The sequence below is a fragment of the Niveispirillum cyanobacteriorum genome (assembly GCF_002868735.1).
GTDB classification, from domain to species: domain Bacteria; phylum Pseudomonadota; class Alphaproteobacteria; order Azospirillales; family Azospirillaceae; genus Niveispirillum; species Niveispirillum cyanobacteriorum.
The window spans coordinates 1,002,005-1,025,888 of the sequence record NZ_CP025611.1; the positions used below are offsets into that span (position 1 = coordinate 1,002,005).

General features: G+C 63.1%; 24 protein-coding genes. 11 read left to right on the forward strand and 13 right to left on the reverse strand.

Annotated features, from left to right (window positions below; all coding sequences use genetic code 11):
* Positions 1–29: 29 nt before the first annotated feature.
* The 3 genes from C0V82_RS04450 to C0V82_RS04460 form a co-directional block, all read right to left on the reverse strand.
* Positions 30–329, reverse strand: coding sequence for a type II toxin-antitoxin system RelE/ParE family toxin (locus tag C0V82_RS04450; protein WP_102111285.1), 300 nt, complete (start codon positions 327–329; stop codon positions 30–32).
* Positions 330–334: 5 nt separating this feature from the next.
* On the reverse strand, positions 335–595 hold the full coding sequence (locus C0V82_RS04455) for a hypothetical protein (protein WP_102111286.1): 261 nt from the start codon (positions 593–595) through the stop codon (positions 335–337).
* Positions 596–724: 129 nt separating this feature from the next.
* On the reverse strand, positions 725–1,000 hold the full coding sequence (locus tag C0V82_RS04460; protein WP_245924153.1) for a succinate dehydrogenase assembly factor 2: 276 nt from the start codon (positions 998–1,000) through the stop codon (positions 725–727).
* Between the two features lie 94 nt (positions 1,001–1,094).
* Between C0V82_RS04460 and recG the strand changes: the two genes are divergently transcribed.
* Positions 1,095–3,176 carry an ATP-dependent DNA helicase RecG gene (gene recG / locus C0V82_RS04465; RefSeq protein WP_102111287.1) on the forward strand — a complete coding sequence of 694 codons (2,082 nt, stop codon included), beginning with the start codon at positions 1,095–1,097 and terminating at the stop codon, positions 3,174–3,176.
* Between the two features lie 5 nt (positions 3,177–3,181).
* Here recG and C0V82_RS04470 read toward each other — a convergent pair whose 3' ends face one another.
* The 3 genes from C0V82_RS04470 to C0V82_RS04480 form a co-directional block, all read right to left on the reverse strand.
* Positions 3,182–4,792, reverse strand: a complete 1,611-nt coding sequence (locus tag C0V82_RS04470; protein WP_102111288.1) for a methyl-accepting chemotaxis protein — start codon at positions 4,790–4,792, stop codon at positions 3,182–3,184.
* A gap of 112 nt (positions 4,793–4,904) precedes the next feature.
* Positions 4,905–5,597: an ATP12 family chaperone protein gene (locus tag C0V82_RS04475; RefSeq protein WP_102111289.1), complete on the reverse strand. Its 693-nt coding sequence runs from the start codon at positions 5,595–5,597 to the stop codon at positions 4,905–4,907.
* A 5-nt stretch (positions 5,598–5,602) separates the two neighbouring features.
* Positions 5,603–6,274 carry an HAD-IA family hydrolase gene (locus C0V82_RS04480; RefSeq protein WP_102111290.1) on the reverse strand — a complete coding sequence of 224 codons (672 nt, stop codon included), beginning with the start codon at positions 6,272–6,274 and terminating at the stop codon, positions 5,603–5,605.
* Between the two features lie 190 nt (positions 6,275–6,464).
* On the opposite strand from C0V82_RS04480, the gene C0V82_RS04485 reads away from it, so the two are divergent.
* Entirely contained in the window at positions 6,465–7,496 is a 1,032-nt protein-coding gene (locus C0V82_RS04485; protein WP_102111291.1) for a BMP family ABC transporter substrate-binding protein, read from the forward strand.
* Between the two features lie 3 nt (positions 7,497–7,499).
* Here C0V82_RS04485 and C0V82_RS04490 read toward each other — a convergent pair whose 3' ends face one another.
* Genes C0V82_RS04490 through C0V82_RS04500 form a run of 3 tightly spaced genes read right to left on the reverse strand, consistent with a single transcriptional unit; the run spans position 7,500 to position 9,786 of the window.
* Positions 7,500–8,534, reverse strand: coding sequence for an RluA family pseudouridine synthase (locus tag C0V82_RS04490; RefSeq protein WP_102111292.1), 1,035 nt, complete (start codon positions 8,532–8,534; stop codon positions 7,500–7,502).
* Positions 8,531–8,911: a fluoride efflux transporter CrcB gene (crcB, locus tag C0V82_RS04495; protein ID WP_102111293.1), complete on the reverse strand. Its 381-nt coding sequence runs from the start codon at positions 8,909–8,911 to the stop codon at positions 8,531–8,533. Before crcB ends, C0V82_RS04490 begins: the two co-directional genes overlap by 4 nt.
* Positions 8,908–9,786 (reverse strand): hypothetical protein, encoded by an 879-nt coding sequence (locus C0V82_RS04500; RefSeq protein ID WP_102111294.1) that lies wholly within the window; start codon positions 9,784–9,786, stop codon positions 8,908–8,910. The genes crcB and C0V82_RS04500 overlap by 4 nt, the downstream gene beginning before the upstream one ends.
* Positions 9,787–9,855: 69 nt before the next feature.
* On the opposite strand from C0V82_RS04500, the gene C0V82_RS04505 reads away from it, so the two are divergent.
* Complete coding sequence (locus C0V82_RS04505; protein WP_102111295.1) at positions 9,856–10,335, forward strand: glutathione peroxidase; 480 nt, start codon at positions 9,856–9,858, stop codon at positions 10,333–10,335.
* 1 nt (position 10,336) lies between these two features.
* Here C0V82_RS04505 and C0V82_RS04510 read toward each other — a convergent pair whose 3' ends face one another.
* Positions 10,337–11,398, reverse strand: a complete 1,062-nt coding sequence (locus C0V82_RS04510; RefSeq protein WP_102111296.1) for a DUF6438 domain-containing protein — start codon at positions 11,396–11,398, stop codon at positions 10,337–10,339.
* Positions 11,388–12,713 carry a dGTP triphosphohydrolase gene (gene dgt, locus C0V82_RS04515; protein ID WP_245924154.1) on the reverse strand — a complete coding sequence of 442 codons (1,326 nt, stop codon included), beginning with the start codon at positions 12,711–12,713 and terminating at the stop codon, positions 11,388–11,390. The genes C0V82_RS04510 and dgt overlap by 11 nt, the downstream gene beginning before the upstream one ends.
* A 102-nt stretch (positions 12,714–12,815) precedes the next feature.
* Between dgt and erpA the strand changes: the two genes are divergently transcribed.
* The 4 genes from erpA (at position 12,816) to C0V82_RS04535 (ending at position 17,267) form a co-directional block, all read left to right on the forward strand.
* Positions 12,816–13,196 carry an iron-sulfur cluster insertion protein ErpA gene (erpA, locus tag C0V82_RS04520; RefSeq protein ID WP_102111297.1) on the forward strand — a complete coding sequence of 127 codons (381 nt, stop codon included), beginning with the start codon at positions 12,816–12,818 and terminating at the stop codon, positions 13,194–13,196.
* Positions 13,197–13,320: 124 nt separating this feature from the next.
* Complete coding sequence (xth, locus tag C0V82_RS04525) at positions 13,321–14,091, forward strand: exodeoxyribonuclease III (RefSeq protein ID WP_102111298.1); 771 nt, start codon at positions 13,321–13,323, stop codon at positions 14,089–14,091.
* A gap of 84 nt (positions 14,092–14,175) precedes the next feature.
* Positions 14,176–16,134 carry a multicopper oxidase family protein gene (locus C0V82_RS04530; protein ID WP_102111299.1) on the forward strand — a complete coding sequence of 653 codons (1,959 nt, stop codon included), beginning with the start codon at positions 14,176–14,178 and terminating at the stop codon, positions 16,132–16,134.
* 50 nt (positions 16,135–16,184) lie between these two features.
* On the forward strand, positions 16,185–17,267 hold the full coding sequence (locus C0V82_RS04535) for an isoaspartyl peptidase/L-asparaginase family protein (protein ID WP_245924155.1): 1,083 nt from the start codon (positions 16,185–16,187) through the stop codon (positions 17,265–17,267).
* 9 nt (positions 17,268–17,276) lie between these two features.
* On the opposite strand, the gene C0V82_RS04540 is transcribed toward C0V82_RS04535, so the two are convergent.
* Entirely contained in the window at positions 17,277–18,122 is an 846-nt protein-coding gene (locus C0V82_RS04540; RefSeq protein WP_102111300.1) for a cell envelope integrity EipB family protein, read from the reverse strand.
* 261 nt (positions 18,123–18,383) lie between these two features.
* Here C0V82_RS04540 and C0V82_RS04545 point away from each other — a divergent pair, with 261 nt between their 5' ends.
* Positions 18,384–19,148, forward strand: a complete 765-nt coding sequence (locus tag C0V82_RS04545) for a GGDEF domain-containing protein (RefSeq protein WP_245924156.1) — start codon at positions 18,384–18,386, stop codon at positions 19,146–19,148.
* Between the two features lie 3 nt (positions 19,149–19,151).
* Here the strand turns inward: C0V82_RS04545 and C0V82_RS04550 are convergent, their stop codons facing one another.
* Positions 19,152–21,653 (reverse strand): ligase-associated DNA damage response DEXH box helicase, encoded by a 2,502-nt coding sequence (locus C0V82_RS04550; RefSeq protein ID WP_188595075.1) that lies wholly within the window; start codon positions 21,651–21,653, stop codon positions 19,152–19,154.
* Between the two features lie 102 nt (positions 21,654–21,755).
* Between C0V82_RS04550 and C0V82_RS04555 the strand changes: the two genes are divergently transcribed.
* From C0V82_RS04555 to C0V82_RS04565, 3 genes are all read left to right on the forward strand, one after another.
* Positions 21,756–22,169 carry a GNAT family N-acetyltransferase gene (locus C0V82_RS04555; RefSeq protein ID WP_199772469.1) on the forward strand — a complete coding sequence of 138 codons (414 nt, stop codon included), beginning with the start codon at positions 21,756–21,758 and terminating at the stop codon, positions 22,167–22,169.
* Between the two features lie 107 nt (positions 22,170–22,276).
* Positions 22,277–23,086 carry a nucleoside triphosphate pyrophosphohydrolase gene (gene mazG, locus C0V82_RS04560; RefSeq protein WP_102111301.1) on the forward strand — a complete coding sequence of 270 codons (810 nt, stop codon included), beginning with the start codon at positions 22,277–22,279 and terminating at the stop codon, positions 23,084–23,086.
* 20 nt (positions 23,087–23,106) lie between these two features.
* Complete coding sequence (locus C0V82_RS04565; protein ID WP_245924157.1) at positions 23,107–23,883, forward strand: SDR family NAD(P)-dependent oxidoreductase; 777 nt, start codon at positions 23,107–23,109, stop codon at positions 23,881–23,883.
* The last annotated feature ends 1 nt before the right edge of the window (position 23,884 follow it).

Below are 23,884 nucleotides of genomic sequence, written 5' to 3' on the forward strand. Positions count from 1 at the left end.
GGGGCCGCCGGCTCCCTCCAACCCGATTGTCAGCGCAGGTGATGAAGTGACAGGTTCATGCGCTGGTGCAGAATACGCAATATTTCAGTGACGCCATCGTTCAGGCGATAGATGACGATATGCCGCCCGACAAGAATGGAGCGGCTGCCTGGTAGATATTCGTCCTGGGAACGGCTTTCTACTATCAAGGGATTGACGGCGATACGATCAAAACCTCTGACCAAGGCAGCCTTATATTTAAAAGCTTGGTCAGTTCCCCATTGCCGGCTGGTATATTCGGCGATACTTATCAGGTCCTCAGTCGCAAGTTCCGTCAGCCGCCAGGGCATTTCAATCAGTTGCCCGTCGTTGCCGGCTGTTTTGCGCGGGCGATCCCGATCTCAAATATCTCATCTACTGACAGTGCCGTGAATTTGCCGGCGTCCGCCTCCGCAGCGCCCGCAAGGATGGCAGCACGGATGGCTTCCTTTTCGACGCGGACAAGCTCTGCATCCAAGGCGCCGCCCAGAATCGAACCGGCACTACGACCGGTCAAGGTCTGCAGCTTAGCCAGGGTTTCCGCCGTGTTCTGGTCAAGGTCGATATGACTGATCATTGAAGTAGTATGGGCACGCCACCAATCGCTGTCCAGCCATTGACGCAAATCAGGTCGAGTTTGAGGAGGCGGAACAGGGCGAAGAAGTGCGCCCGACTAGGCCGGGGGCATAGCCCCCACCCAAGTGCCTCACCCATACCGATGCGCCTTCAGCATGTCCATCAGCGCGTCATCCCATTCGGGCGGTGTCGGTTCCTGTCCCGTGATCCAGTTGTAGAGGTCGGGGTCGGACATTTCCAACAGGGCCTCGAACCGGTCCACCATCGCCTCGTCCATCGCCGCGATATGTTTGCGGGCAAAAGAGCCCAGCAGCAGGTCCATTTCCTTGGTGCCGCGATGGTCGCTGCGGAAGATCAGGCGCTTGCGGCGGGGGGACAGATCGGCGTCGGGAAGATCGATCATCATCTTGGTTCCGGTTTGATGCTGGGCTTTGATATAGAACCTGTGGGGCCGGCTGTCAGCCGTCCCTTGCCCGGTTCGTGTCAGATAGGGTCAGCCCTTGCGTCCCGCCATCCTGTTTCCCCTGTTCGCGCCCGTGACCAGCCTGCCCGGCCTGGGTCCGCGCCTTGGCAAGCTGGCGGAAAAGCTGGCGGGCCCGCATGTGGTCGATCTGCTGTGGCACAAGCCCACGGGCGTGGTTGACCGTATCCAGGTGCCCAGCATCATGGAAGCACCGGATGGGCGGCATGTGGTGCTGACAGTGCGGGTGGATGGGCATATGCCCTCGCTGACGCCCAGCCGTCCCTACCGCATCCGCTGCACCGACCATACGGGTGCGATGGATCTGGTCTATTTCCATATCAAGGGCGACTGGCTGGAAAAGAAGCTGCCGGTGGGGACCAAGATCACCGTCTCTGGCAAGGCGGAATATTATAATAACCATCTGCAAATCGCCCATCCCGACCATGCCGCCCCGGCGGATGAAGGCGCGCCGCCATCGGCGACGGAGCCCACATATCCGCTGACCGGCGGTCTGAACCCCAAGCCGCTGCGCACCGCCATCCAGGCAGCCCTGACCCGCGCGCCAGAACTGCCGGAATGGCAGGACGCGGCCTGGCTGAAGGCGCGGGACTGGCCCGACTGGCACAGTGCCCTGACCCGCCTGCATAACCCGGTGGATGAGGCCGATATCAACCCGCTGGGGCCGGTTCGCCAACGTCTGGCCTTTGATGAGTTGCTGGCCAACCAACTGGCCCTGGTGCTGGTGCGGGCACAGCAACGGAAACTGACGGGACGGGTGACGAAGGGCGACGGTCGGCTGCGCGCCGCCGTGGCAGCGGCCCTGCCCTATCGTCTGACGGGGGCACAGGAGCGGTCGCTGGCGGAGATTTTCGCCGATATGGAAGACCCGTCGCGCATGCTGCGCCTGTTGCAGGGCGATGTGGGCAGCGGCAAGACCATCGTCGCCCTGATGTGCATGCTGAACGCCGTGGAGACGGGCGCGCAGGCCGCCCTGATGGCCCCCACCGAAATTCTGGCGCGACAGCATGTCGAAACCCTGACGCCACTGTGTGAAGCCGCCGGTGTGCGGCTTGCCGTCCTGACGGGGCGGGACAAGGGCAAGGCGCGGGCGGCCCTGCTGGAACGGCTGGCGGCGGGGGAGATTGATATCCTGGTCGGGACTCATGCCCTGTTTCAGGAGGAGGTGGCCTTCGCCGATCTGGCCGTGGCCGTCATCGATGAGCAGCATAAGTTCGGCGTGCATCAGCGCCTGCAACTGGCGGCTAAGGGGCGTGGCGTCGACACGCTGGTCATGACGGCCACGCCGATCCCCCGCACCCTGACCCTGACGGTCTATGGCGACATGGATGTGTCGCGCCTGGATGAAAAGCCGCCGGGGCGGCAGCCCGTGAAAACCGTGGTGATGCATGCCGACCGGTTGGAGGAGGTCGCGGGCGGCCTTGCCCGCGCCATCGCATCGGGCCAGCGCATCTATTGGGTCTGCCCCCTGGTGGAGGAAAGCGAGCAGGTTGACCTTGCCGCCGCCACCCACCGTCACGCCACCCTGGTGGAGCGGCTGGGCGACCGTGTCGGCCTGATCCATGGCAAGATGAAGGGGCCGGACAAGGATGCCGTCATGGCCGCCTTTGCCGAGGGGCGGCTGGATGTTCTGGTCGCCACGACCGTGATTGAGGTGGGCGTGAATGTGCCCGAAGCGACCATCATGGTGATCGAACATGCCGAGCGTTTCGGTCTGGCGCAGCTACACCAGTTGCGTGGTCGCGTCGGGCGTGGCACAGGCGCCAGCACCTGCCTGCTGCTCTATTACCAGCCGCTGGGCGAGGTGGCGCGGCAGCGGTTGCAGGTGATGAAGGATACCGAGGATGGCTTCATCATCGCGGAGAAGGACCTGGAACTGCGTGGGGCCGGCGAAATGCTGGGCACCAAGCAGTCGGGCATTCCCGAGTTCCGGCTGGCCGATATCGCCGTACACGGCGAATTGCTGGCCGTGGCCCGCGACGATGCCCGCCTGATCGTCAACCGCGACCCTGAACTGGAGTCCGACCGCGGTAAAGCCCTGCGCACCCTGCTCTACCTGTTTGAGCGGGATGCAGCAGTGAAATATCTGCGGTCGGGGTGAAGGCCTCAGAACCCCGCCGCCTGCTGCGTTGCCGCCATCGGTTCGTTCTGCAAGCGGTCCAGTTGGGCCACCACGCGTTCGGACGCTTCCTCCACAAGGGCGATTTCCTTCATGGCCCCGTCCAGGTCGCCGGCATTGAACAGCTCAACGGCGCGGATGCCATGTTCATGCACCGACTTGTGCGGTGCCTCCAGGCCTGCAAAGGCCGGGTGCCCGCGCAGGGGCAGTGAGCCGGGGCCGTAATACCACTTGCCCAGGCGGCACGCATCGTGGCGCGCCAATTCGGCGGCGTTCAGCGTCTGCAAACCCACAACCATGTCGGCCAGCCGCTTCTTCCACATGATGTGATCGACCTTGGCGATCTTCACAATCTTGTTGGGGATGTCCTGCTTCATCAGGTCGGACAGTTGCTTGCCCAGCAGTGATTCCACGCCCTTGGTCGCATCGACATTGCGCATGATCGCCTGGCTGTTGCGCGCGGCCCGGCTGGCAATGTCGGTAACGCCCTGGGCCACTTCCTGCGCTGCCGCCGTCTGCTGATGCAGGATGGCGGCGATTTCGGCCATGCGTTCCGTCGTGGTATCGACGCGGGTCGTCACATCATCAATCCGGGCCGACACTTCGCGCATCTGGTCCTGGCCGGTGGCGACGGCGCGGGTGCCATCCTGCATCGACCCGACGATGGTGGCCATTTCCGCGCGCAGATGCGCCAGACGGGAACGGATATCCTCCGTGGCTCGTCCCGTCTGGTTAGCGAGGCTTTTGACCTCTGACGCCACGACGGCAAAGCCCTTGCCCGCCTCCCCGGCGCGCGCCGCCTCGATCGTCGCGTTCAGCGCCAGAAGGTTGGTCTGCGCGGCAATCGCCTCGATGCTGGCCAGGATGTCCTGGATACGGTCAGACGCTTCGGACAGTTCGGACACGCGTGACGCGCTCTGCGCCACGGCGTCGGCAATGGCATCCATGCCGCGCACGGCGTTGGCAACGGCTTGCCGGCCTCCCTCGGCCACGTCATGTGCCTCCGACGCCAGACGGGCCACATCCTGGCTGCGGGCGGAGATTTCGTTGACGCCGGCCACGGTTTCTTCCGTCGCGGCGGCAATGGCCTGGGCCTGACTATCCACGGCCCGTAACTGCCCCACCATTTCCGCGTTCGCGATGGAAGCGTCATTGATGGCGGTGGCGACATCGACGGTGCGGTCCATCAGGCTGGCAATGAAGCCCGCCGTATCGGGGACTGAGTGCCCTGCAGCGGTCTTGGCCGATGCGACCGGGGACAGCAGCATCGTGAGGGCATTGGCCAGAACGGTACCCAGCACCCGGACACCATCAACAGCCGCGGTATGTTTCCAGCGTGAGGAGGCGATCAGGGCCGCCGATAGCTCAGCTTGGAGCACTGCAAAACCCGCAGCCAGTACGGCGGGGGACTTGCCCGATGCCCGGAATGCGGCGGCCAGTTCCGCCTGCTGTTCCGCAGGCAAGCTGCCATCAATCAAGGAACGCAGGCCGGAAGCGGTTAATCCATCGATATCCAGGCGGCGCTGCAAAGCATTTACGGCGCCATCCACAGCATTGCCAATACGTGCAAACACTGCACGGACGTCATCATTCCGCATCCCAACCAGTCCCCCCAAGAACAAATGTATCTTTGTTGGAGACAGCTTGTATCAGGTTTGGCGACAACTGGAAATGCCACCTGAAATTTTGCGCAATGCGGAATGAAATGCTTCAGCGCAGCAAATCAAGGAACCGGACAGTATGGGCCAGATCGGCACGCTGCACCGCGCGGCGGTCGGCGGCTTCCCAATCCTCACCCCATTTCTCGATCTGGTAATTCTCATCCAGTTGGGCCAGATCGAAGGCCTGTTCCGCCGTGATATGGCGGTCAATCAGGGCCAGGGACACCAGCAGCGAGCCTGTGATGCCGATGGTGTTCTGCAGCGCCGTCAGGTGCCATTCATCCAGCTGGTCCACGGCTGCACGCAGGGCCTTCAGGGCGCCTGCCGGCTGCGGCTTGTGGATGATGCCGGTGGCGATCAGCAAATGGGCGTCATAGCGGCGGGCGGCCCAGTCCAGCAGCGGGTTCCACAGCGTCGCCTGCCGTTCCACCAGCTCCGCCGGCTCATCCGCGCGGTAGCAGACCAGCTCACTTTCGCCATAAACAGCAGATGCTTCGGCCACCGCCTCCAGACGGCCACGAACGCCGTCAATGCTGGTGCTGGCCAGCTGGGTCAGCGGCATGGTGGCGGGCTTCACCTCCTCCCCCTGTACGGCCCATTCGGCGGCAATCGCCTCGGCCAGGGCCTGGGTCGGCACGACCAACGGCAGCTTGGCGGGGGTCCGCACGGGCTTGCCATCCAGGGTCAGGGTGAAGCCACCGTCGGCGGCGATGGTTTCCACTTCGCGATAAAAGCGCTTCATGATCCTCAATCCTTGACCAACAGGCCCGTCACCGCACTGGGGAGGGCCGAATATTCATGCACCAGAAGATCCGCACCCGCCGCCAGCAGTTCGGCACCGTCATGATAGCCCCAGGACACGCCGATGGACCGGACGCGGGCGTTGCGGGCCATCAGGATGTCAAAGCTGGTATCGCCGATGACAACCGTATCCGCCGCATTCGCGCCGCTTTCGGCCAGGGCCGCGAACACCATGTCGGGGCTGGGCTTGCCCGCCACACGGTCGCTGGTCTGCAATGTGACGAAGCGCGGCGCCAAACCATGATGGGCCAGCGTGGCATCCAGACCGCGCCGGCTTTTGCCCGTGGCGATGCCCAGGACGAACCCAGCAGCCTCCAGCGCGTCGAGCGCTTCGACCACGCCGTCGAACAGCGGCTCCGGGTGGGTGCCGGCCAGCCGGTTGCGGTAAAAAGCGGCCTTGTACGCCTCTGATATCGCTTCATGGGCCTCGGCGGCCAGACCGGGCGACAGGGTCGCAACCGCCTGCACCAGCGGCAGCCCGACAACACGTCGCACGTCGCGGGCTGGCGGCGGCACCAGACCGTGGGCTGCAAACCCCGCCTCCATGGCGGCGACGATGGCGTGCTGGCTGTCCACCAGGGTGCCGTCGCAATCGAACAGGGCAAGTCTCAGGGGCATAACATCTCAAGGCATCGGGTCGGACCAGCCCCTTGCTACCCCGCACTACCGCCGCTGTCGAGTGGGGGTGCGGTATGCACGGCATGCCACAGGCACGAACCAAAGGGATAGGTGATGCCGGCTGTCCATCGGTATCAAATCCTGGATATAGATGGCATGATTACGCTTTAACCGGGAATCATACGTTCGAATGCGGCTGTTCTATGCCTTGATGATTGTCCTTAGTCTCCTGCCCGCACCATTGGCGCGCGCTTCGGACGATTACGGCGTCATCTACAGCGGTCAGAAGGACGATCAGGTCTATAATTCGCTTGTCGTTTCCGCCACCGAACGGTTCGAGGCAGAAAGAGGCATCCGGTTTCGTCAGCGCGTGATCAATAGTGAGCAGGACAGTGCCGAAGCCATCCGCGCCTTTGTGGATCGGGGCATCACCACCTTGCTGCTGGTCGGCTATGTCCATGACAAGGCCCTGGCCCATCTGGCGCCCATCTATCCGCACGCACGCTTCACCATCATCGACAGTGCCGTCACGGCGCCCAATGTCCGGTCCATCCGGTTCCGGGAGCAGGAGGCGGGGTTCCTGGCCGGCATGGCGGCGGGCTTTGCCAGCAAGTCGGCGAAGCTGGCCTTTATCGGTGCTGTCGCGACGCCGCCTGTACAACGCTTTGGATGCGGATTTGTCCAGGGCGCGCGGGAAACGGGGCGTCCCCTCTCTGTCATTACCCGCTACATGACCACGGATATGGAGGGGTTTCGCGACCGGCGTCTGGCACGGGTGGTCGCGGAAGAACTGATCAATGAGGGGGCGGATGTATTATTCCCTGCCGCCGGTGTGGCCAGCCGCGATGCGCTGCTGACGGCGGCACAGGCAGGACATATGGGCATCGGTGTGGATAGTGACCAGGAAACGCTGGCCCCCGGTCATATCGTCACCACCGCCCTGAAACGTGTCGATGTGGCCGTCTATAACGCGCTGCGTGATCTTTTGGACGGACACTGGTCAGCCGGCAGCCAGGAACTGGGTATTGCCGATGGTGGCGTTGACTGGGTGCGTCAGGGGGCTGACCGCTTTCTGACCCCTGCTCAAATACACGCGATTGAAAACACCAAACAACGCATCAGAACCGGTCACCTGACCGTGCGTCAGACCGATGCTGTCTGCGAAAAGCCGGAATTGCGGCTGGCGGCGCAGGACACACCGCCAGCACATCACCTGCAATAAGGGTCAGTCCAGTGCCGCGAACGGGTCTTCCTTCAGATTGGCGCTGAACCCGAAATAATCCCACGCCCCCCGCATATGGTCCGGCAAGGGCGCGGTCACGTCGATGGTGCCACCGCGCGGGTGCGGGATGATGATACGGCGCGCATGCAGATGCATCTGCCGCTTCATGTCGGCCCCATCAATGAAGGCCTTCTGGCCTGCATATTTGCCATCACCCAGGATGGGCGTGCCGATGGCGTTCATATGCACGCGCAACTGATGCGTGCGGCCGGTGCGGGGCCACAGGGCCACGAAGGCCGCCTTGCGGTGGGCATGTTCCAGAACGGTGTAGTAGGATTGCGCACGCTGGCCATTGCGTTCATCGACCATCATGCGCTCACCGCCCGCCGCCATCTCTTTGCTGATAGACAGATCGATGCGGCCCTGGTGCGGTTCCGGCACGCCGACGGTGATGGCCCAATAGATCTTGCGCGCGTCGCGACCCCGGAAACTCTCCGTCAGGCGCGTGGCAGCAAAGGCGTTACGGGCCAGGACCAGACAGCCGCTTGTATCCTTGTCCAGACGGTGGACCAGCTTGGGCCGGCCGGGTGCGTCGAATTTCAGCAGGTCCAGCATGGCATCCAGATGCTTGGCCTGCCCTGTCCCTCCCTGTACGGCCATGCCTGCCGGCTTGTCCAGCACGATGACGTCAGCATCGCGGTAAAGGACGCAGGCGCGCAGGGCCGCCACTTCCTTGTCGCTGAACAGCGGCTTGGACGACTTTGCCGCCGTCTCCTGCCCCTCCGCCGGGGCGGGTGCCGCGTCGGGCAGGGGCGGGATGCGAACGGACTGTCCCGCCATCAGGCGCGTGTTGGCGTCAGCGCGCTTGCCATCCACCCGCACCTGCCCGGTGCGCAGCAGCTTTTGCAGTACGCCATGGCCCACCTGCGGGTAATGCCGCTTGAACCAGCGGTCCAGGCGGATATCGGCCTCATCCTCGGCCACCAGTTTCGTCTCTACGATCTTTGCGGGACCGCGCGCTTCACCGGCATCGCTCATGCCGTCACCATCCGTACCAGATAAAGCCCGGCGAACAACCCGCCGATGCCAACAATCAACGACGACAGCACATAGGCCGCCGCCACACCTAATTCCCCCCGTTCCAGCATCATCGCCACATCCAGGGAGAAGGTGGAAAAGGTCGTGAACCCGCCCAGTATCCCCACCGTCAGAAAGGCGCGAACCTCTGCCGGTGGCGACCAGGCCTGTGCCATCAAGGCGACCAGCAATCCCATGACGAAGGAGCCGACAATGTTCACCGTCAGCGTTGCCCAGGGAAAGCCCGTACCGAACAGCCGACCGAACCACAGCCCTGTCAGATACCGCGCCACGGAGCCGAACGCACCACCGATTGCGACATAGAACACCATCTTCATGCGCCGACCCCGAATATCCAGCCCTCACGCCGGGCAATGTCGGGCGTCAGGCCAGCGGGATTCCAAGCCGAGGCCTGTCCCGCCAGCCGTGACAGCCCGGCCGCCGTGATGATGGCATCCCCGATGTGATCGTCAAACTGTTCCGGAAGGTCTGGCGACAGGGTACAGCCGAAATGCGCCACTGCCCCCTCCATTGCCGCCCGCCCCGTGATCTTCCGTACGCCCCCCAACGCCTGCTTGCGGAACAGGGTGGGGTAGATTTCCATGACCACGCTTTGCCCCGGTCCTGGCTGTTCCGTCGGCCACACCGCCAGTCGGTCCCCGGCCAAGGACCGCAGCCGTTTCAGGGTCCGCATGCCGGCCAGTGAGGCCTTGCCCACCTGCTTGGCCGCCGCTGCCAGCTTGAACAGCGATACGGGCGTGCCGGCTCCCGTTTCTGCCGCCACCGTTTCCACCCGCCGCCGCTTGGTGGAACCATCGCCCCAATGGGCGGGCGTGGGCCCGTTGATCCAGAAGCTGGGGAACAGGCGCGGGTCATGCACGGCAGCACCGGCGAAATCATCCTCCCCGCCCGCGCTGGCCTGATCAATCAGGTCCCACAAGGCGAACATATCGGCGACGTCCGGCACGCGGCCATCCAGGTAGCCCACACCATCCACCCAGGGCATCGCGAATCCGAAATCGAACCCGGCCAGGATACGGCGACCAGTGGCGATTTCGGCGGCGATCCAGTCCGCCACCTCCTGCCGGCGCCAATAACGGTCACGGGGCCAGACGGGGAGGACCACACCGGACGGACCACAGGCGGCCACGGCCACCGCGCGGGCCGGTTGAGCGCCGGTCCAGTCGATACCCACGAAAAGATCGAATTCCATCCCTGCCCCGCATTGCCAATTGCCCCCAGCGCGTCGCATCATCGCGCACGACCAACAGGGAGTGTGTCGATGTCCAGCATCTATGACTTCACCGCCAAGACACTCGACGCCAAGGATGTGTCACTGGGTGACTGGCGCGGCAAGGTCATGCTGATCGTGAACACCGCATCGAAATGCGGTTTCACCTATCAGTATGAAGGTCTTGAGGCGCTGCACCGCGATTATGCGGCGCGGGGTCTGGCCGTGCTGGGCTTCCCCTGCAACCAGTTTGGCAAGCAGGAGCCCGGCGACGCGGCGGAAATCGCCAATTTCTGCTCCCTCACCTATGACGTCACCTTCCCCATGTTCGCCAAGATCGACGTCAACGGGGACAACGCCCACCCGCTGTACAAATTGATCACCAAGGAAAAGCGCGGCTTCCTGGGCAGCAGCCGGATCAAGTGGAACTTCACAAAGTTCCTGGTGGACCGGTCAGGCAAGGTCGTGGGCCGCTTCAGCCCGACCACGAAGCCCGAGGCGCTGCGGGCGGCGATTGAGGGGCTGTTGTGAATTACTGTGCTCCCATTGTCGCCAGTTCGCTCAATCTGCGTTCCTTACTGTCAGGGCAACCTTTGTCACGCCTGCCGGCGGCTTCGACTATACTGATATTGTCATTACCGCGGGCTGTTGTAGGGTTGAACCCCTGCGCCACAAGACGGCGCGTGATGTAAAGGCTGCAGCCTCCAGATAATGCAAAGACGTTCTCCACTGATGCTCTGTCGACACGTGGTGGCGGCATACGCTGGTCAAGCGCAACGAAAACGTCCGTCCATCCGCTGATGATGGCTTCCATATAAAGTGATTGACCAACCATCCCGAACATCCCGTACGGATCTTTGTAATCCAGCGGCATTCCAGTGGTGATGAGCGCCCGCATCATTTCCTGATCACGACGCGCCAGTGCAAGGACAAGACGCCCGGCATTGTCGGGGGTATCTACCCCGTGCCGTGCAATATGTTCTGCCAGGATACCAGGATTGCCGCCTATCCAGCGATGCGTTGACGCAGTACGGTCGATCATTATCATCAATTCTGTAACAGCCGGCGGCATTCCAAAAATATCACCAGCGTCATCCAGAACGCTCTTGTACTTCCCTTGAACTCGGATCGATAGGCGATTGATATCCTGGTCAGCGACTAAGCCGGGTGGTTGAACCTTATATTCATCACGAAGTTCGAAAAACTTTACCCGGTCAAACTCGGCCACGATCTCCGCTACTCGCTCCGGTGCGATGCGACTCTCATGGCGTCCGGGAAACATGACGCGAAATGCCACCACATCTGATCCGAGAAGCTCTTTGAAGCCAGCGCGTGCCTTGCCAGTGTCAAACACAACGCGGCCATCACCGTAGATTGTAACGGTATAGAGAGGCCCACCCCAGGCTTGCTGGATACGTTGTAATGTTATCTCAACATCGTTTGACGGCACCGCACCGGCAGGGACCACCCAAAAGAGAAGCATTAAAAGAATTATCAATCTTTGCACCTCACTCTCCTCTTTCAGGGCAACCTGGACCTGAATAGAGGCGAAATAAGGCCTATTTACGACGCCGCGTTCCCCCTCACCCCGCAATCAACTGCGCCTGCCGGATGGCGAAACGGTCGGTCATGCCGGCGATGTAATCCATCAGCGACCGGGTCCAGCCAGCCCGATCATAAGGGATTTGTCGAGTACCGGGCACGGTTTCCAGCAGCGAGGCGAAACGGCGCGGCAGATCAGATCCAGGCCCCGCCTTCTCCCGAGCCAACAGTGCCTCCCCATACGCATCCAACAAAGTGGTGACGGTACGGGCCGCGATGATGTCAGTCTCACAGCGCTGATGCCCGCGATAGATCTGGGTATAGGAGACGTCGGAGATATCCTTCAGCGCGTCAGTGCGCTCAATCATCTTCAACAGCGGGCCGACCGGCTTGCCCTCCATGATGTCGGGCAGCTTGTCCAGGAAAGCCGCTGCGGCATCGGTAACCAGACGGTCAATGGCGCGGGCGCGCAGATAGATCAGGCGGCGATCCTCATCCTCGATCCCCTCATACTCCGCGCGGTCCCAATCGATCAGCGGTTCCAGCAATTCCTCCGCATCGGCAAAGGACAGCATGCGCATCTTCACCGCATCCTCGATATCCACGACGGAGTAACAGGCATCGTCCGCCGCCTCCACCAGATAGGCCAGCGGATGTCGGCACCAGGCGTCACGACCGATGGGGATCAGGCCCAACTCGCCAGCCACTTCTGCCATCAGGTCGGTCTCGCTGCCCAGGAAACCGTATTTGCGCTTATGTGGGCGTTCCTCCCCGGCGAAGGCCGGGGCGGCCCAGGGATACTTGCCATACGTGCCCAATGTGGCCGCAGTCAGTTGCAGCCCGCCTTGCGCCCGCCAGCCCTGCAGGCGGGTCAGTACACGGAAGCCCTGGGCATTGCCCTCAAAATTCGACAGTTCGGCCGCCTGCTGCCCATCCACACCCGACAGGATTTCCCGGCCCAGACCGGTGCCTGCAAACCAGTCGGAAATCACATCCTCGCCCGTATGGGCAAAGCAGGGGGTGCCAAGGTCATGGGCCAACGCGCTGGCCCCTACCAGATCGCCAATATCGGCGGCGCTGGCCGGCACGGCATCCTGCCCATAGCGGGCAATGATCTCCGCCCCGGCCCAACTGCCGAGCGACCGGCCGACACGCGCCGCCTCCATCGAATGGGTAAGGCGGGAGCGCACATAATCAGACCCGCCGATGCCATGCACCTGCTGCTTGTCCGACAGGCGCCGGAAGCTGGTGGAAAAGGTGATGCGGTCGATATCGATCTCAAAGGCGCTGCGATAGGGCAGTTCCGGGGCCAAACCGTCCTTGGCCAGACGCTTGCGGGACAACAGGGACTGCCAATGCATCATCATGCTATCTCCAGCGCATGCCATGCCCACCTTTGACGGACACGCATCCGCCGCTTACATAGGGTGTAAGCGTTTGTCCAGTCGTTAGCAGACAGGAACCATTCAATGACCATCACATCGGCCAGTACCGGCGACACCGGCACCCCGCCGCCCGGCACAAGGGCAATGACCCTGTCCGACAGTGCCGCCCGCCGCATCGCCAAGCTGGCGGTGCTGGAAGGCAATCCCGACCAGATGTTGCGCCTGACCGTCTCTGGCGGCGGCTGCTCCGGCTTTCAATACGGCTTCTCCTTCGACACGGTTACCAACGAAGATGACCACGTGTTCGCCAAGGATACCGCCAAGCTGGTGGTGGACGATGTCTCGCTCGACCTGCTGGCGGGTGCTGAGCTGGATTTCGTCGAAGACCTGATGGGCAGCTACTTCAAGGTCGTCAACCCCAACGCTGCATCCTCCTGCGGCTGCGGCACGTCTTTCTCGGTTTAGTCCCTCAGGCGCCGGGCGCCGCCATCCGGCGGCTTGGCTTACGCCGCATGTGCGGCGGGCTGCCAGTCGGCAGCCTCCGCCGGTCAGGAAAGCCCGGCGGTTCAACGGATAAGGCAGCACCATCGTGAAGATCGCCACCTGGAACGTAAACTCCGCCAAGGCCCGCCTGCCCAACATCACGGAGTGGCTGACAGAGGCAGCACCAGATGTGGTGCTGTTCCAGGAGATCAAATGCGAGACGGCGTCGTTCCCGGCGGCGGCGTTCGAGGAATTGGGCTACCACGTCCACGCCGTGGGTCAAAAGGCCTATAACGGCGTGGCGATCCTGTCGAAGACCCCCATCACCGATATTATCACGCGCCTGCCGGGCGAGGTGGAGGATGAACAGGCGCGCTATGTCGAAGGCACCATCGACGGGGTGCGCATCGCCAGTATCTACCTGCCCAATGGCAATCCGGTGGGGACGGAGAAATACCCCTACAAGCTGCGCTGGATGGAACGGCTGCGCCTGCATGCGGCGGACCTGCTGAAAAGCGAACAGCCGGTGGTGCTGGGCGGCGACTATAACGTCATCCCCGCCGCCGAAGACGTTTATGATCCCGTTGGCTGGCGCGAGGATGCCTTGTTCCGACAGGAAACGCGGCTGAAGTTCCAGGAAATCCTGGCGCTGGGTTATACGGAGGCATTCCGCACCCTGCATCCGGGCCTCGTTCCCGCTTACAGCTTCTGGGATTACCAGGCCGGTGCCTGGCCCCGGAACAACGGCCTGCGCATCGATCATTTCCTGCTGTCGCCACAGGCCGCCGACCGCATTGTGGCGTGCGAGATCGACAAAGGGCCGCGCGCCAAGGAAAAGGCGTCGGACCACACGCCCGTGATCCTGACACTGGCTTAAGACCCGTATCGGTTGCATATAGCATACATCTGAAATCCTGTTATCCTGCCTGCCATGCGTCAAGCATCTGGGGGATAAGGGGTTATGCGGACAGCGTTGAAAGCGGGCGTTGCGGCCTTGTGCCTTGCCGTGGCGGGGCCGGTCATGGCGGCGGAACTGGTCAACCCGCCCGACATGCGACGCAACGCCGCCGGGCAATATGATCTGGAGGCCGTGACGGCGGAATATCGCCTTCCGCCATTCACCCAGCGCATCACCAGCCGCAGTTTCATTTCCAAAGGTACGGGCAAGTGGGACGAGACGCGCAAGCTGCTGGTCGGCCCTACCCTGCGGGCAGCACCTGGAGAAACCGTGCGCATCCGCATGACCAACCACATGAAGGCATCGGCGGGCGACGGCGACTATTACCCGTTCAGCAACAGCCATGACAGCGGTACACCCGCCGCCGACAGCACCAATGTCGATACACTGCCCCACGGCTTCGACATCCTGAACCTGCACACGCACGGTCTGCATGTCACGCCGCTGGGCAACAGCGACAATGTGCTGCTGAATATCCTGCCGGAAGGGGCGACCGCCGCCGACCTTCGCAAGGCCTGCCATTCGGAAACCGACAAGAACGTGGCGCACCGCCATGTCTGTGTCGAAGGCGCCTTCGACTATGAATACAAGATCCCGGAACAGCATCCGGCAGGCACCTTCTGGTATCACCCGCACAAGCATGGCGCCGTCGCCATGCATCTGGGCAGCGGCATGGCCGGCGCCTTGATCATCGAGGATAAGAAGAACGGCATCGATAGTCTGCCAGCCGTGAAACAGGCCAAGGCCCTGAATGGTGAACGTATCCTGGTGTTCCAGCAGATCGAGTTTACGCGCAGCAACCCCCTGACCGAGGCGGAGCCGCTCTACGCCGTGAATTGCCAGGCGGCCTATGGCCCCGCGGTCTGCGGCCAGTTGGGCAATACATCGCTGGAGAATTCAGCGGTGAATGCCAAGCTGTCGGTGAACGGGCAGATGGATGCAACCATCACCATGGCACCGGGTGAGGCGATGCTGTGGCGCGTGATCAACACCACCATCCGCAACAACCTGCCGCTCTGCGTCCTGCCCCTGCCGGGCACCAGCGCGCCTGCCCCCACACTCTACGCCTTGGCCGCCGATGGCGTGCCGATCAAGCGCCCTATGCCGGCGGGCACGCAGGACCTACCGTTCAAGCTGGGGGCCCCGGTCTATGACCTGTCCACACCGACGGCAGGGACGGATGTCATCAACAATGAACTAACCATCATGGCGCCGGGCCAGCGTCTGGATGTGATGGTTCAGGCGCCGAACGCCGAGGGGCGGTACGCCCTGTTCCAGCCGAACCCTAACAATGCGCCGACGGCAACGACTGGTCTTTGCCAGGTTCCACAACTGGACAGCAATAACCGCCTGCCGCCGGATCAGGTGGTTCTCTATATCGACGTGAAGAAGCATAAGCGGAAGGTCAATACGACCCTGCCCACCCAGACGCAGCTGAACGCCCTTTACACGCCCGACGATGTGGCCAGCCGCACGGATGTGCCTGTGGGGCCGACACAGGGCGTGGTGTTCGGCTTCACCAATTATGAATTCGCCCCCACTGCCCTGCAAGGCGCGTCAGTCGTCAATGGCCGCCCCTTCAACCTGGAACGGGTGCAGCGCCGGCTGAAACTGGAACAGACCGACCGCTGGGCCGTGCAGAGCGCCAGCGACACACACATCTTCCACATCCATATCAACTCGTTCCAGATCACACAGCGCGGGTCGGTCAAATATGACTTCCCCATCTGGCGCGATACGGCCCTGATCAACTGTGCAACCGGACCCGGTATCGGGGGCTGCACCTTCCCCGCTGGCAACACCATCCAGCAGCCGGGCGCTGCGGCGGGCGGCAGCGGCAATGGCGAAGTCCTGCAATTCGTCAGCCGGGCGCTGGATTTCACAGGCCCCATGGTCATGCACTGCCACAATGTGAACCATGAGGATAATGGCATGATGGAACTGATCGAACTGGTGAAGTGACCGGGGCGGCTGCTATCACTCTCCCCGCAAACATTCCGGGGAGAGTGACCGTGCGCCGCAATCCGATCCGCCTTGTTACCTTGCTGCTGGGCACCGCTCTGGCCTTGTCGGCCTGTGCCACGCAGGAGCAGGCAGCGGCCCCTGCCCGCCCCGCCTGGGCTTTGGCTATCCATGGCGGGGCCGGCGTGATGGACCGGGAGACGATGGGTCCGGAAACGGAGGCATCCTACCGCGCCGCCATGCTTGCTGCCCTGGACCGGGGGCGCGCGGTGCTGGAGAAGGGCGGGACGGCCATGGACGCCGTCGTGGCAGTGGTACGCGGGCTGGAGGATGACCCGCAGTTCAATGCCGGAAAGGGGGCGGTCTTCACCGCCGATGGCCGCAACGAACTGGACGCCGCCATCATGGATGGCGCCACCTTGAAGGCTGGGGCCGTCGCCGGGATCACGGGTACCAAGAACCCCATCACCCTGGCCCGCGCCGTCATGGAGAAGTCGCCCCACGTCATGCTGATCGGGGCCGGTGCGGAGAAGTTCGGGCAACAGGCGGGCGTGGAACAGGCCGATGCCGCCTGGTTCTTCACCGAACGGCGCTGGCAGTCGCTCAAGAAGACGTTGAAGGAACGCGGCCTGCCAATCCCTGCGCGTCCGGTGGGCGTAGGTCCGGAGCCTGTGCCGCTGGCCGCCGCCGATATGCCGTTCGAGGATCGTAAGTACGGCACCGTGGGCGTCGTGGCGTTGGATAGTGCCGGCCATGTCGCCGCCGGCACCTCCACCGGTGGCACCACCGCCAAGCTGTGGGGCCGGGTCGGCGACGTGCCGATCATCGGGGCCGGCACCTATGCCAATGACAAATCCTGTGCCGTGTCTGCCACCGGCACGGGGGAATATTTCATCCGCCTGGGCGTGGCGCGTGCCATCTGCGATCTGGTTGAACTGAAGGGCCTTAGCCTGCAAAAGGCCGCAGACGAGGTCATCCAGGCCCGCCTGACGGCGCTGGGTGGCGACGGCGGCATCGTCGCCGTCACGCCCGACGGTCAGGTCGCCTGGTCTTTCAACACATCCGGCATGTACCGCGCCCGGCAAGTGGCGGGGGGTGAGCCGGTGGTGGGCATCTTCAAAGGCGAGCCTTAACGGACACCATCAGCAGGGCGGCTTGCCGGCCTTTTCCAGGGTCTCCAACTCCATGGAGACCCGGAAATCGCCGTAATCGACCAGCATGGACCGGACCACGCCATTTTCCTGCAAGACCATGCTGGTCTCGTAATCCGGAAGCGGTTCACCGGGATTGATCGGGAAGAAGGCCAGCGATACCTGCCACGCCTTCGCGGCCAGCAGATCGGCATCCTTCACCTTCATCACGGCGGGAGATCGCAGCTTGCCCACGATGGTGTTGACGGGGCTTGCCCCCTCCGCCTCCGCGCCGTCGAACACGGGCACGGAGAACAGGTTTTCCGGGGATCCGGCCTGCGTCAGCACGCGCAGCGTATGGGCCGTGGGGAACATGGTGCCGGGTTTAAGCGGCATCGACCGCGACTCCGGCTTGTCATAGCGGACATTGCCGCCGCCCTTCCCGTCCAGCGTGGCGCCGCCGGAAAGCTCCTCATCCACCTCGCCATTCACCAGCTTGCGGACATTGAAGCGATAGGCAGAACCGTCCTTCGCCTCCCACGTCGCATAGTTGGTGATGAGGTTCATGTCTTCCCCTTCGGCATAGGAGAAGCGGACCTGGAACCGCTGGTCGATGGTCCAGCCATCACAGGCATCGTTCCAGGAAAAGCTCATCTGCCCGTTCACGTCGGTGATGCCGCTTTGCAGCCGCGCATGGTCCAGCTTCAGACGATATGTCGCCTTGTGCGGTGCGATATCTATGGCGGTGCGGGCAAACGCCGGAACGGTACCGGCACTGCCCAGCAGCAGGGCCAGGGCAAAGGCGACGGCGGGGCGGGCGGTGCGGCGGGCGCGGGAATGGGCGGTCACGTTGGGCATGGGCCTTGGTGATGGCAAAGGTGATCATCTTGCGCCCGCGAACGGTCCGCCGCAACGGGCATTCGCGCGCCCGGATGGATGAGGGGGCGACTGGGCAGCATTTGCCACACCGGCACCGGGGCCACCCGGCAAGAACTGCAGCGCGGCAGGAACGCCGCAGCAAAAGTCGAATTTTAACCCATTGTTTTTATGCGACTTTTCGGATGGCACACCCCTTGCTGATACCGGTGCGGAGTATCAGCCCATTCAGGGGAGTAGACCATGAGCCCGTTCGATAGTGTCCAGACCCGTCCGATGACGATGGCTCGTGGCCTGGATCGTGGCCTGTCGGCTTTCCCCGGCGCTGCCCCGCAACAGACCAACATCCTGCATAATCTGGCACGCAGTGTCGCTGGCGGCTTGGGCCATGCCGTGGCCCCGGATCTTGGCCCCGTGTCGATGAATGCCGACACCTATGTCTTCCTTTTGCAGGACACGATCATGCGCCTTCGGGAAGCGGAGGCAAAGATCGCGGAGCAAAAGGAACGAATCGAACATCTTGAAACCCTGTCCATGACGGACGAGTTGACCGGCCTTCTGAACCGTCGCGGCTTTGTCGAGGCCTTCCACCGCGAGTTGGCCATGGCCCGGCGGACGGGCATGGGCGGTGTCCTGGTCATCATCGACCTGGATGGTTTCAAGGCCGTCAATGACAGCCACGGCCATCTCTGCGGCGATTGGTATCTGCGTCAGGCGGGACGCATCCTGAAGGACAATGTGCGCGCCAACGACATCGTTGCCCGGTTCGGCGGCGACGAATTCGCGGTGCTGCTGACCCACACCGATCAGACCCAGGGCATGGCGCGGGCGGAAATGCTCTCCAGCATCTTCAACGCCCAATCCTGCCAATGGCAGATGCAGTCCCTGCCCATGCGTGCCAGTTTCGGTATGCAGGCCTTTGGCCCCGGCGATCAGGAAGAAGACCTGATCCGCCGTGCCGACGCCGGCATGTACCGGGCCAAACGCAAGGCGAAGACCGCGCAGTAACGGTCAAATCAGACGGCCCTGCCGATCCCCCGGCGGGGCCATCAGTTCGGGCACCGCCTCTTCCAGCAGCTCATTTACAGCTTCATCCAGCAGAGCGTCGATGGCGCTGCCCTGGATATGCTCTCGCCCGATTTCCAGGATGACGGGCACCGCCAAGGGGGAAATCCGGTCCAGACGGCGGTGCAGGATACGTCCCTGCACACGGCTCAGCATGCCCGCAACACGGCGTACATCCGTCAAACCGGCGGCCGCATCAGCCCGCGTGGCCCGCAGCAACACGTGCCCTGGTTCATGCCGGCGCAGCACGTCATAGATCAGATCGGCGCTGAACATCACTTGGCGGCCGGTCTTCTCCAGGCCGGGATGCCGACGTTCGATCAGGCCGGAAATGACGGCAACGTAGCGGAAAAGGCGCTTCAGCATGGAACTTTCGTCCATCCACGCCTCCAGATCATCGCCCAGCATATCCTGATCAAACAGCGCATCCAGGTTGGTGGCCGGTTTCAGCGACCAGATGGCCAGCACATAGTCGGTGGCGACAAAGCCCAGCGGATGCAGACCCGCCCGCTCCATCCGTCGTGTCAGCAGCATGCCCAGCGTCTGATGCGCGTTGCGTCCTTCGAAACAATAGGCGACCAGATATTCCTTGTCGTTGCGGGGGAAGCTTTCCACCAGCAGGCCCGTCGCATCTGGCATCACGGACTTGTACTGCTGCAACCGCAGCCATTCCTGTACCGCAGGCGGAAATGCATCCCATTCGCGCGGGTCGGACAACAGGGCCCGGACCCGGTCAGCCAGATGGGTTGATAGCGGCAGGCGACCACCGGCATAGGCCGGAACCTTCGGTGTGCCCTGCCCGCCCTTGGCCGCGATCACGTCATTGTCGCGGATGCCGACGAATTTCAGCAACTGTCCGGCAAAGATGAAGGTATCACCCGGCACCAGACCATTGACGAAATACTCCTCCACACGGCCCAGCACCTGTCCCCGGTTCAATCGGACATTCAGCATCACCTCTTCCACGATGGTGCCGATATTCAGCCGGTACTGGCGCGAAACCATGCCGTTGGCCGCCTGCCACAGGCCGGTGTCCGGGTCCTGGGTCAGGCGCTTGAACTTCTCATAGGCACCCAGCGCGTAACCGCCGGTGGCCACGAAATCGAAGACGTCATCGAACTCATCACGCGACAGGTTGGCGTAGGGAGAGGCCCGCACCACCTCGGCATAAAGCGCATCGGGGCTGAACGGGCCGGAACAGGCAACGCCGGTGACATGCTGGGCCAGAACGTCCAGCGCACCGGGTCGCAACGCCTCTCCATCCAGGGTGCCGGCCTTGATGGCCGCCACCGCCGCCTCACATTCCAGCACCTCAAACCGGTTGCCAGGGACCAGCAGGGCCTTCGATGCCTCATCCAGCCGGTGGTTGGCGCGGCCAATACGCTGCAAAAGGCGGGACACGCCCTTGGGTGCCCCCACCTGCACCACCAGATCAATCTCCGCCCAGTCGATACCCAGGTCGAGCGAGGAGGTGGCGACCACGGCCCGCAGCTTGCCGGCGGCCATCGCCGCCTCCACCTTGCGCCGTTGTTCCACGGCCAGACTGCCATGGTGCAGGGCGATGGGCAGATTGTCGGTATTCAGCCGCCACAGTTCCTGAAAGGCCAGTTCGGCCTGGGCACGGGTGTTTACAAAGACCAGGGTCACGCCATGGTCGCGGATACGCTGATACACCTCCCCCATCGCATGCAGGGCCATATGGCCGGCCCAGGGCAGATGCTCCTTGGTGGCCAGGATATCCATCTTTGGCGGGGCACCGGGCCGGCCGCGCACGACCCGCACGGGTGCCAGCTCACCATCATCATCGTAAAGCCGCCCCGTGGGCGACAGCCAGGCGGTCAGGGCATCCGGATCGGCTACCGTTGCCGACAGGCCGGCCCGCAGGGCATAGGGCGCAAGACTGGACAGCCGGGCCAGACACAGGGCCAACTGGTCGCCACGCTTGGTTCCGGCCAGGGCGTGCAACTCATCAATGACGATCCGGCGCAGGGGCCGGAAAATCTCTGCCGCGTCGGGGTAGGAAACCATCAGGGCGAGGCTTTCCACCGTGGTCATCAGGATGTGCGGCGGCTTGGTCCGCTGCCGCGCCCTTTTGGCCTCCGGCGTATCTCCAGTGCGGGTTTCGGCCCGGATGGGTAGGCGCAAGGATGCGATGGGGGCTTCCAGATTGCGCTGGATATCGACCGCTAGCGCCTTCAGGGGCGAGATATAGAGCGTGTGCAGCCCCTCACGCGGGCGCTCGGATAGGTCGATCAGACTGGGCAGGAAACCCGCCAGCGTCTTGCCCGCCCCCGTGGGCGCGATCAGCAGCGCATGCATCCCGTCACGCGCGGCAGCCACCATGCCCAGCTGATGCGGGCGCGGGGTCCAGCCCTGTGACCGGAACCAACCGGCGATGCCGGGCGGGATCAGGTCTTCATCGTCGCAAATTTCGGGCACGGGCTGCATCGGTGCATCATGACGGAACGGAGCACGAACGGAAAGGGGCGTTGCGGCGCAACCCGCTCGGACCTATACCAGGAGCGCCTGCTTTCAACCGCTTGAACAAAAATGATCCGCACTGCAACTGACACCGATATCCCCGCCCTGATGCGCATACGGGCTGCCGTGCAGGAGAACCGCCTGAACGACCCATCACGGGTTCCGGCCTCGGCCTATCAGGAATTCCTGGCGGTCAGCCGCATCTGGCTGTTCGAGGATGAGACGGGCATTCATGGCTTCGCGGCGGCCGATCCGCGCGATGGCAGCATCTGGGCGCTGTTCATTGATCCAGCGGCAGAGGGGCGGGGCATTGGCAAAGCACTGCTGCCCTATGCGCTGGACGATCTGAGGACTGGCGGCTGGACACAGGCGCACCTGTCCACCGGCCCCGGCACCCGCGCCGATACCTTCTATCGCCGCCAAGGCTGGGAGCCGGCGGGAATGACGGAAGGCGGAGAACAGGGGTTCGTCCGGGCACTGTGATCCCGTCCGGTGCATGGGCCCAATTCCGGCGGCGGGCATGCCGCCCCCTGGCATCACCCCGCCCTGTCCGATAAGGTCGCGTCAGACCCGATTATGGATGCGGTGCGATGACGGACAATACCACCCGCCTTCTGAACATCATGGCGAAGCTGCGCGACCCGGATGGCGGCTGCCCCTGGGACCTGGAGCAGGATTTCGCCACCATCGCCCCGCACACCATTGAAGAAGCCTATGAGGTGGCGGACGCCATCCAGTCGGGCGACATGATGGCCGTGAAGGATGAACTGGGCGATCTGCTATTCCAGACCGTGTTCTATGCCCAGATGGGCAAGGAACGCGGCCTGTTCGATTTCGACGCCATCGCGGGCCATATCGCCGACAAGATGATCCGCCGTCATCCCCATGTGTTTGGCGAGGTTTCGGTCAACAGTGCCGACGATCAGGTGAAGCACTGGGAGGAATTGAAGGCGCGGGAGCGGGCGGAAAAGGCGGCGGTCAGCGGCATTCCACCTTCCGCCCTGGATGGCATCACACCCGGCCTGCCGGCCCTGACGCGCGCTGTGAAGCTGCAAAAGCGGGCGGCCCGTGTCGGCTTCGACTGGACCCAGGCCGATGAGATCCTGGACAAGATCGAAGAGGAAATCGGGGAGCTGCGGGCCGAAATCAAGGCGCGCCAGCAGGAGAAGGCACGGATTCAGGATGAGCTGGGCGACCTGCTGTTCGCGCTGGTCAATCTGGCCCGCCGGCTGGAGATCGACCCGGAAACGGCACTGCGCGGAACCAATTACAAGTTCGACCGGCGGTTTCGCTTCGTCGAACAGGCCCTTGGCAAGCAAGGCAAAAAGCCGGAAACCTCGACCCTGGACGAGATGGAAGCGCTGTGGGTTGAGGCAAAGATAACTGAACGCAAGTCGTGACCCAGAGGACCGGAGAGCAGATGATGACCAACGTTCCCTACGCGCCCAAGGTGGTGATGATCACCGGCGCCACCGGTGCCTTTGGTGCCGCCTTCGCCCGCCGTTTCGCGGCATTGGGCGCCAAACTGATCCTGACGGGCCGTGATCTCAGCAAGTTCAATGGCTTGCTGGAGGAAATCAAGACGCCGGTTCACCTGATGAAGTTCGATGTGCGCGACCGTAAGGCGGTAGAGGCGGAACTGGCTGCCCTGCCGGCGGAATTCCGCGATATCGACCTGCTGATCAACAATGCCGGTCTGGCGCTGGGGGCTGACCCCGCCTACAAGGCCGATCTGGATGATTGGGAGGTGATGATCGACACCAATGACAAGGCTCTGGCCATCATTACGGGCCTGATCCTGCCCGGCATGGTGGAACGCCGTCACGGCCACATCATCAATATCAGTTCCACCGCCGGCTCCTATCCCTATCCGGGCGGCCATGTCTATTGCGCGTCAAAGGCTTTCGTGACGCAGTTCAGCCTGTCGCTGCGTGCCGACCTGATCGGCACCGGTGTGCGCGTTACCTGCGTCGAACCGGGCATGGTACAGACGGATTTCAGCCTCGTGCGTTTCAAGGGCGATGCGGAGCGGGCGTCCAAGGTCTATGCTGACACGGTGCCGCTAACGGCAGAAGATGTCGCTGAAACAGTGACTTGGACTGCAACTCTGCCTCCACACTTTAATGTGAACCGCGTGGAAATCATGCCGACGACGCAGGGGCCGGGAGCCCTGGCCGTTCACCGCACGCCAAAGTAAT

What these genes read in the sequence shown, in the direction of transcription:
- C0V82_RS04565 (WP_245924157.1), top strand. Translation starts at nt 23,107, where the DNA reads ATGATGACCAACGTTCCCTACGCGCCCAAGGTGGTGATGATCACCGGC.
- C0V82_RS04480 (WP_102111290.1), bottom strand. Translation starts at nt 6,274, where the DNA reads ATGCCCCTGAGACTTGCCCTGTTCGATTGCGACGGCACCCTGGTGGAC.
- mazG (WP_102111301.1), top strand. Translation starts at nt 22,277, where the DNA reads ATGACGGACAATACCACCCGCCTTCTGAACATCATGGCGAAGCTGCGC.
- C0V82_RS04490 (WP_102111292.1), bottom strand. Translation starts at nt 8,534, where the DNA reads ATGAGCGATGCCGGTGAAGCGCGCGGTCCCGCAAAGATCGTAGAGACG.
- C0V82_RS04475 (WP_102111289.1), bottom strand. Translation starts at nt 5,597, where the DNA reads ATGAAGCGCTTTTATCGCGAAGTGGAAACCATCGCCGCCGACGGTGGC.
- C0V82_RS04450 (WP_102111285.1), bottom strand. Translation starts at nt 329, where the DNA reads ATGCCCTGGCGGCTGACGGAACTTGCGACTGAGGACCTGATAAGTATC.
- C0V82_RS04460 (WP_245924153.1), bottom strand. Translation starts at nt 1,000, where the DNA reads ATGATGATCGATCTTCCCGACGCCGATCTGTCCCCCCGCCGCAAGCGC.
- C0V82_RS04540 (WP_102111300.1), bottom strand. Translation starts at nt 18,122, where the DNA reads ATGCCCAACGTGACCGCCCATTCCCGCGCCCGCCGCACCGCCCGCCCC.
- C0V82_RS04555 (WP_199772469.1), top strand. Translation starts at nt 21,756, where the DNA reads ATGATCCGCACTGCAACTGACACCGATATCCCCGCCCTGATGCGCATA.
- erpA (WP_102111297.1), top strand. Translation starts at nt 12,816, where the DNA reads ATGACCATCACATCGGCCAGTACCGGCGACACCGGCACCCCGCCGCCC.
- C0V82_RS04500 (WP_102111294.1), bottom strand. Translation starts at nt 9,786, where the DNA reads ATGGAATTCGATCTTTTCGTGGGTATCGACTGGACCGGCGCTCAACCG.
- C0V82_RS04485 (WP_102111291.1), top strand. Translation starts at nt 6,465, where the DNA reads ATGCGGCTGTTCTATGCCTTGATGATTGTCCTTAGTCTCCTGCCCGCA.
- C0V82_RS04455 (WP_102111286.1), bottom strand. Translation starts at nt 595, where the DNA reads ATGATCAGTCATATCGACCTTGACCAGAACACGGCGGAAACCCTGGCT.
- C0V82_RS04470 (WP_102111288.1), bottom strand. Translation starts at nt 4,792, where the DNA reads ATGCGGAATGATGACGTCCGTGCAGTGTTTGCACGTATTGGCAATGCT.
- C0V82_RS04530 (WP_102111299.1), top strand. Translation starts at nt 14,176, where the DNA reads ATGCGGACAGCGTTGAAAGCGGGCGTTGCGGCCTTGTGCCTTGCCGTG.
- C0V82_RS04545 (WP_245924156.1), top strand. Translation starts at nt 18,384, where the DNA reads ATGAGCCCGTTCGATAGTGTCCAGACCCGTCCGATGACGATGGCTCGT.
- C0V82_RS04505 (WP_102111295.1), top strand. Translation starts at nt 9,856, where the DNA reads ATGTCCAGCATCTATGACTTCACCGCCAAGACACTCGACGCCAAGGAT.
- crcB (WP_102111293.1), bottom strand. Translation starts at nt 8,911, where the DNA reads ATGAAGATGGTGTTCTATGTCGCAATCGGTGGTGCGTTCGGCTCCGTG.
- C0V82_RS04550 (WP_188595075.1), bottom strand. Translation starts at nt 21,653, where the DNA reads ATGCAGCCCGTGCCCGAAATTTGCGACGATGAAGACCTGATCCCGCCC.
- dgt (WP_245924154.1), bottom strand. Translation starts at nt 12,713, where the DNA reads ATGATGATGCATTGGCAGTCCCTGTTGTCCCGCAAGCGTCTGGCCAAG.